Raw genomic sequence first — 7,350 nt, 5'->3', positions numbered from 1 at the left:
CGCGCGCCACCGGGGGCGGCGCGGTCGGCGATGCCGATCTTCCCGGTCATCCACAGCAGATCGAGCATCCGGGCGACCGTCTGCCGACCGGACACCTCGTCGGTCCAGTGCCCGTGGCGCCAGGGCCGCGCCGATCGGTCCTCGAGCGCGGCGGCGGGCAGCGGGCCCTCCCGCTCGAGCATCCGCACGATGCTCCTGGCGAACGCCGTGTTCTCCGCCAGGAAGGCCCGGGCGCGCTCGCCGCGGGGCGAGGGCCGACCGAGGTACCGGCGCATCCAGTCGCGGTGCAGCGGCAGGTCGCCCGCGAAGCACAGCGACGCCTCGTGGCACCAGTACTCGAAGAGCGTCCGGCGCTCGTAGGCCGCCTGACCCAGCGCGGCGTCGTCGAAGTCACCGAGCCGGGCGTGGAGCACCAGCAGCGGCGAACGGGCCACCGTCGACACCGGGTCGAGCTGCAGGCACCCGATGCGCTCGACGACGCGCCCGATGCGCTGCGCATCGGTGCCGTCGGGCGCGGTCCACCCCGTCGGACGCACGGGCCCGAGGCCCTGCGCGTGCAGCGCCATCCGGCGCGCGAGCGAGACCGGGATCTGGGGAACGGTGCGGGACATCGCTGCGCGATGCTGCCACGCCACGCGGCGGGTCCGGGCGCGCCGGAGCGTCGAGCACGCCATCATCCTGGGACCGTGGCCACCACCGAGCCCTCCTCACAGCCCACCGCGCCGCCCGGACTCGCCGAGGCGATCGGCGGTCCCCTCGGCGTCGCCGAGTCGGCGCTGCCGGCGGCGGCGTTCGTGGCAGCCTCCACGGCGTCCGGGGGCGACACCACCCTGGCCGCGATCGTCGCGGTCGGCCTCGCGCTCCTGCTGACCCTCGCGCGCCTGGCCCGGGGCCAGACCGTGCAGTACGCGCTGAGCGGTCTCATCGGCGTCGCGTTCGCCGCCTTCATCGCGGCACGCACCGGCAAGGCCGAGAACTTCTTCCTTCCGGGCCTCCTCGCCAACGCGGCCTACGGCTCGGTCTTCGCCGTCTCGATCGTCGTGCGCCGGCCGATCGTCGGGTACCTCACGATGGTGTTGCACGGCCATCCACCGACCGGGCCATGGCGGGAGGACTCGGTCTTCGTCAAGGCGGCGACACGCGCCAGCTGGGTCTTCGTCGTCGTCTTCCTCGGGCGCCTGGCGGTGCAGCTCCCGCTCTACCTCGCCGACGCCCTCGTCGCGCTCGGTGTCGCCCGCGTCGCGATGGGGCTGCCGCTGTTCGCGCTGGCGTCCTGGCTCGCCTGGCTGCTCCTGCGGGGCATCCCCGTTCCCGGCGGGCACGCCCCGGCGACGGCAAGCGGGCCGCCAGCCGCCACCTGAAGCTCCACAAAGGCGGTACCGTCACCGCCGTGGGCGTGCTGCACATCGCATCGGGGGAGGGGATCCACTGGCTGCACCTGATCACGATCCCGATCTTCACCGGGGTCATCGGGTGGCTGATCAACTGGAGCGGCGTGATCATGCTGTTCAACCCGGTGCGCTTCCACGGGTTCACGATCCCCGGCCTGCGCGCCGTGTCGACGTTGCTCCCGCGCAAGCTCCAGGAGGTCCCGGGGATCATGCAGGGCGGCGTCGGCTGGCAGGGCATCGTGCCCGCGCGGGCGGCGAAGATGGGCTCGATCGCCACCGACAAGGCGATCGCGAAGCTCGGGACGCCCGCCGAGTTCTACCAGCAGCTCGAGCCCGACCAGATCGCCAACCACATCGTCACGATGTTCGAGCCGGAGATCCCCGGCATCGTCGACCGCGTGATGACCCGCGAGCACCCGCAGCTCTGGGCCGACGTCCCACCCGCGGTGCGCGCCGGGGTCTACGACCGCGTGCGCCAGCAGCTCCCGACGATCGTCAAGCAGATCACCGACGAGATCGGCGAGCACATCGACCAGCTGCTCGACCCGAAGATCATGATCATCGATCACTTCGAGAAGCACCCGGCGCTGGTCAACCGGATCTTCAAGGACGTGGGTCAGCGCGAGCTGAACCTGATGGTCAACTTCGGCGCGCTGTTCGGGTTCGTGCTCGGGATCCCCGTCGCGCTCATGGACTTCACCTTCCACCAGTGGTGGCTGCTGCCGATCCTCGGCGTCATCGTCGGCTGGACCACGAACCTGCTCGGGATGTCGCTGATCTTCGAACCGGTCGAGGAGAAGCGCGTGTGGGGCATCAAGCTCCACGGGCTGTTCCTGCGCCGCCAGAACGAGGTCGCCGACGTCTACGCGGGCATCATCGCCGACGACGTCGTGACGCTCGAGAACATCGGCAACTTCCTGCTCAACGGCCCGCGCGGAGACCGTACGCGGCAGATGCTCGTCGAGGCGATGGGCCCGGCGATCGACCGGGCCGCGGGCCCGCTGCGTGGTGCCGTCCGCGTCGCCGTGGGTGGCCGCGAGTACGACGCCATCCGCAGATCGGTCGCCGAGGAGTCCGTCGGGTTCACCATGGCGCCGTTCCAGGACCCCGAGTTCAGCAAGCGCCAGGCCAAGCGCATCGAGGCGCTCATCGCCGCACGGACCCGCGAGATGCCGCCCAGCGACTTCGTGGAGATGCTGCGCTCGGCCATCAAGGAGGACGAGTGGATGCTGTACGTCCACGGAGCCGTGATGGGTGCGGCCGGCGGCGCCATCCACCTGGCAATCTTCGGGACGTACGCCGCATGAGCCAGCCCGCCGAGAGCCAGCAGTCCGACCCCGCCGCGCCGGCGGCAGCCTCACCGTCGCTGGGCCTGGAGGTCGTGCCGGGCCTGGCACGCGTCGCCGCGAGCGCCTGGCTGCACACCGCGGAGTGGACCGCGGCGACCGGACTGCGCGCGACCCGTCGCCTGCTGAAGGCGGCGGTCTCGCCGGAGTCGGCGGCCACCCTGGCCAGCGACCTCCAGGACACGGTACGCGGGTACGCGCGTGAGCTCGTGGGGGTCACCGACCTCGAGGAGCGCGTCCGGAGCGTCGCGCCGCGAACGACGGGCATGGCGTCGGCGGTGGCGTCCGCCGTCACCCCGCGCGGGCAGGAGGACGCGGCGGCGGCGCCGCCACGCGACCCGGCCCACGAGACCCGGGAGGAGCTCCGCCGGCGGGGCACCTCGCTCCTGCAGCAGTCCAGCGACGTGCGCTACGAGGAGCACGCCCACCCGGCCTACGAGCGGATCCTGGACGAGCTGGCCCCCGACGAGGGCCGCATCCTGCGCCTGCTGCAACTCGAGGGGCCGCAGCCGACGGTCGACGTCCGCACCGGAGGGCCGATCGGCATGCTCAGCTCCGAGCTCGTCGCACCCGGGCTGTCGATGATCGGGCCGCGCGCGGGCGTGCGCTACCTCGACCGCGTCCCCGCGTACCTCAACAACCTCTTCCGCCTGGGCATGATCTGGTTCTCCCGCGAGACGCTGCGCGACGCCCACCGCTATCAGGTGATCGAGGCGCAACCGGACGTTCTCGCGGCGATGCACTCGGTGCGCTTCGCGAAGATCGTGCGACGGTCGATCCACCTGACCCCGTTCGGCCAGGACTTCTGCCACGACTGCCTGGGCATCGAAGCGCCTGCAGGCAACGGGGCCCTCCCCCGCCACGGCGTCCCGAGGCCCGCGGACGTCGATGTCGACGGCCCGCAGCCGCCGGCGCTCCCGGCCTGACGGTCCTCAGCGGCCCAGCAGGCCGCGGGCGACGTTGACCGCGCCGACCGCGCCCACGGCGATCGCGTACGTCGTGGCGTCGGTCAGGGCATCCGCCCGCGGCGAGAACGCGAGGATCAGGCCCGCGGCGGCGACGGTGGCGGCCAGTCCCGCCGTGGCGATCGGGACCCCGCGCGAGGCCAGGACCGCGGCGGCGGTGAGCCCCAGCCCGGTCCCCGCGAGATAGGCCCCGGCGATGTCCACGTCCTCCGGGCGCACCTCACCGATCCACACGACGGCGAGGCCCCAGCCGGTCAGCGGCAGCGCGGTGGCCCAGTAGCCGCCCTCGCGTCCTCCCGCGGCGGCCGCGACGAGGTAGGTCAGCCCGAGCACCAGCGGCGTCCAGAAGAAGGACAGCGTCGCACGGTCGACCGCGGTGGCCAGGACCAGGGCGCCCGCGAGCAGGATCACGCCCTGGACGAGACGCAGCGACGCGGGCTTGCTCGCGGTCATGTCGACAGTGTGGCGGGCCGGACGTCGCTCGGGGAAGCCGCGCGGGAGAGCAGGCGCACCGCCGCCAGGTCCTCCTGCTCGCCGAGATGCAGCAGCGCGTGCTCGAGGGTCTCCACGGCCTCCGGCGGGAGCGCCAGGAGGGCTCCCCGGCGCCACTTCTCCAGGATCTCGCGGTCGGTCATCGGGGCGTGCACGCCACCGCGTTGGTGCTGCACCTCGGCCGCCAGGACCCGGCCGTCGCGGAGCGTGACGCGGACACCACCGGGGAAGGCGTCGGGCGCCGCGTCGTGGTCGGCGCGCTCGTAGGTGACGCGTGCGGCGACCGCGAGCACGGCCGGATCGCGGATCGCCTGGGGGGTGAAGGACGCAACGTCCAGGCTGCCGTGCACCAGGAGGTGGGCCAGGCAGTACGGCAGGCTGAACTTCGCGCCGTGCGGGGTCCTCGGAGCGCGCTTGACCTCGACGGGCTCGAGGACCAGGCCGATGCCGGTGGCGTCGGTGACGGCGACGATCTCCGCGACGTCGTCGGGCCGCAACCGGTGCTCGCCGTTGAGCCGGTCCAGGGCGTCGAGCGGGGCGTGGGCGTAGTGGCAGACCGGGTAGGGCTTGAACGCGATCGCGGGCGTCTCCCAGCGGACGCCGAGGTCGTCGGTCTGCGCCGCGATGTCGACGGCCTCCCCGTGCAGGTAGGTCGCGAAGAAGCCCTTCTCGCCCTCGAGCACCGAGGCCGGGCCGGTCGCGCCGTGCGCCGCGAGCCGAGCGGCGACCACACCGGCGTGCGCCGCCCAGCCCGCGTGGAGCGGCTTCGTCCCCGACCCGTCGGCCAGGAACTCCAGGAGCCCGCCGGCCATGCTGCCGGCGATCCCGACCGCGGCGGCCACCCGATCGGCGTCGAGTCCGCGGACGACGGCGGCGGCGACCGCGGCCCCGAACACCCCGCAGACCCCGGTCGGGTGCAGGCCGCGCGCGTGGAACCGGCCGCGGGCCGCCATTCCGATGCGGGTGGCGGTCTCCGCCCCGGCGACGACGGCACGCAGGACGTCGGCGCCGCCGGCGCCGGCCTGCTGCCCTGCCGCGAGCGCGGCGGGCACGACCGTCGTGCTGACGTGCACGACCGAGGCCGCGTGGGTGTCGTCGTAGTCCAGGGCGTGGCAGAGCGTCCCGTTCACCAGGGCCGCGTCGGCAGAAGGCAGTCCGTGATCCGCGCCGATGCCCGTCGCCGTTCCGGTCGACCCCTCCTCGGTGGCCGCACCGAGCACCGCACCGCCCTGACCGGTCGCCAGCGCGGCGAGCCCGCAGCCGATGGTGTCGAGGACGTGCAGCCCGGCGGCGCCACGCACCTCGTCGGGGAGGTCCTCGGCGCGCAACTCGGCGGCGAACCGGGCGAGATCCTGCGACGGGGTGCTCATGCAGAGACACTGGCAGGTCCGGTGCGGCTCGTGGCGCCGCCATCCGGCAAGCAGGCGCCGCATACTTGACACGGTGTCAAGTTTTCGGCACTGTCGCACCATGGCCACCCGTGAGATCCCCGTCGAGGAGGTCCGCATCGCGGACCGCGAGCTGTGGAGCGACGGCCCGCCGCTCGAGGAGTTCCGGCGACTGCGGGGAGCGTGCCCGGTGCACTGGAGCACCGGGATGTCGGACTACCCGGAGGAGCCCGGCTTCTGGTCGGTGCTCAACCAGGAGTTCATCCACACCGTCAGCCGCGACTGGCAGACCTTCTCCTCCGAGGTCGGCGGCATGCTCGCCAACCCGGCGAAGTTCTTCCCGGTCGAGGTCCAGAACGGCATGTTCATCGGCATGGACCCGCCGAAGCACGATCGGATCAAGGCCCTGTTCCAGCGCGGCTTCACCCCCAAGCGCACCGCCGAGCACGAGGACACCATCCGGGAGATCGCCTGCCGCGTGCTCGACGGCATCGCCGACCGCGAGACGGTCGACCTGGTGAACGACGTCGCGCAGCCGATCGTCGCCCGCGTCATCGGGTCGTTCATGGGCATCGACGAGGAGGACGACGTCGTCTGGGCGCGGCTGATGTTCGCGCTCGTCAGCGCCGACGACCCGAACGTCAACCCCGAAGGTCCCGCCACCGTCATGGAACGCGACCTCCCCGAGATCGTCGCGCGCTGCCAGAAGCTCATCGCCGAACGACGCGCCGAGCCCCGCGACGACCTCACCAGCGTGCTCGTCAACGCGGAGATCGACGGCGAGAAGCTCACCGAGCACGAGATCGTCATGGGATTCATCCTGCTGATGACCGCGGGCAACGACAGCACCAAGGCCACCTACAGCAGCGGCATGCGGGCGATCATCGAGAACCCCGACCAGCGCCAACTGCTGCTCGACGACCCGTCGCTGATCCCCGACGCGGTCGAGGAAGCGCTGCGGATGTTTCCCGCCTTCGCGCACTTCCGGCGGACCGCGACGAAGGACACGGAGCTCGGCGGCTGCCCGATCAAGAAGGGCGACAAGGTCGTCATGTGGTACCCGTCCAGCGGACGCGACGAAGCCGTCTACGAGGACCCCGACCGCTTCGACGTGACCCGCAAGCCCGAGCACCAGGCCTTCGGCGCCGGCGGCCGCCACTTCTGCCTCGGCACCGCGCTCGCCCGCCTCGAGCTGCGGGTCATGATCGAGGAGACGCTGAAGCGCTACCCGGACATGGAGATCGCCGGAGAGCCGAAGATGGCCCAGGCGATCTTCATCAACCAGCTCACGACGCTGCCGGTGCGGCTGCGTCCCTAGGGTCGTAGCTCAGCGCGAGCGGACCGTGATGCGCTTCTTCACGAACGCGGACCGACCACCGGTGATCGGGCTCGTGGTCCGGACCCGGACCTCGTAGCGGCGCCCGGGCCGGCCCTTGAACAGCACCTCGCGCAGCGCGACCGCGCGCTTGACGCGGCGGATGCGCTTGGTGCGCAGGTCCTTGACCGTGACGTCGGCCTCGCGCTGACGGACCCGGAAGGTGCGGATCCGCAGCACGCCCCGCTTGGGACGCGAGATGCGGAGCTTCGGGAGCTGCTCCGGGCCGCCGCGTCCCGGAAGCCGGGCGAGGTCGAAGGCCTCGGAGAGGAAACGGCCGTCGTTCTGCGCGGGGGGATCGAGCCCGAGCAGACCGGCGACGGTCGTCGCCGAGTCGACGTTCTCGGCCGAGCCCTCGTTGATCAGCGTGTCGTCGAAGAACGGGGCGGCGGT

General features: G+C 72.4%; 8 protein-coding genes. 4 read left to right on the top strand and 4 right to left on the bottom strand.

All coding sequences use genetic code 11. The annotated features are described in order from the left end of the window. The coding region (locus tag ABYE80_RS14495) for a DNA glycosylase AlkZ-like family protein (RefSeq protein WP_372790996.1) at nt 1–611 on the bottom strand (611 nt) is incomplete at its 3' end. 75 nt (nt 612–686) lie between these two features. Here ABYE80_RS14495 and ABYE80_RS14490 point away from each other — a divergent pair. Genes ABYE80_RS14490 through ABYE80_RS14480 form a run of 3 tightly spaced genes read left to right on the top strand, consistent with a single transcriptional unit; the run spans nt 687 to nt 3,663 of the window. Continuing rightward, on the top strand, nt 687–1,361 hold the full coding sequence (locus ABYE80_RS14490; protein WP_372790995.1) for a DUF3159 domain-containing protein: 675 nt from the start codon (nt 687–689) through the stop codon (nt 1,359–1,361). A 29-nt stretch (nt 1,362–1,390) separates the two neighbouring features. After that, entirely contained in the window at nt 1,391–2,698 is a 1,308-nt protein-coding gene (locus tag ABYE80_RS14485) for a hypothetical protein (protein WP_372790994.1), read from the top strand. Continuing rightward, complete coding sequence (locus tag ABYE80_RS14480; RefSeq protein ID WP_372790993.1) at nt 2,695–3,663, top strand: Abi-alpha family protein; 969 nt, start codon at nt 2,695–2,697, stop codon at nt 3,661–3,663. The genes ABYE80_RS14485 and ABYE80_RS14480 overlap by 4 nt, the downstream gene beginning before the upstream one ends. 6 nt (nt 3,664–3,669) lie before the next feature. On the opposite strand, the gene ABYE80_RS14475 is transcribed toward ABYE80_RS14480, so the two are convergent. Beyond that, nucleotides 3,670–4,155 (bottom strand): hypothetical protein, encoded by a 486-nt coding sequence (locus tag ABYE80_RS14475; protein ID WP_372790992.1) that lies wholly within the window; start codon nt 4,153–4,155, stop codon nt 3,670–3,672. Then, complete coding sequence (locus tag ABYE80_RS14470; RefSeq protein WP_372790991.1) at nt 4,152–5,564, bottom strand: MmgE/PrpD family protein; 1,413 nt, start codon at nt 5,562–5,564, stop codon at nt 4,152–4,154. The genes ABYE80_RS14475 and ABYE80_RS14470 overlap by 4 nt, the downstream gene beginning before the upstream one ends. Nucleotides 5,565–5,664: 100 nt before the next feature. Between ABYE80_RS14470 and ABYE80_RS14465 the strand changes: the two genes are divergently transcribed. Beyond that, the gene (locus ABYE80_RS14465; RefSeq protein ID WP_372790990.1) at nt 5,665–6,900 is read left to right on the top strand and encodes a cytochrome P450; all 1,236 of its coding nucleotides are present in this window, start codon (nt 5,665–5,667) and stop codon (nt 6,898–6,900) included. A 9-nt stretch (nt 6,901–6,909) separates the two neighbouring features. On the opposite strand, the gene ABYE80_RS14460 is transcribed toward ABYE80_RS14465, so the two are convergent. Next, on the bottom strand, nt 6,910–7,350 hold a 441-nt coding region (locus ABYE80_RS14460; protein WP_372790989.1), incomplete at its 5' end, for a hypothetical protein.

Source organism: Paraconexibacter sp. (assembly GCF_041602235.1).
GTDB lineage: Bacteria > Actinomycetota > Thermoleophilia > Solirubrobacterales > Solirubrobacteraceae > Paraconexibacter.
This window is presented reverse-complemented; position numbering and strand designations above follow the sequence as displayed.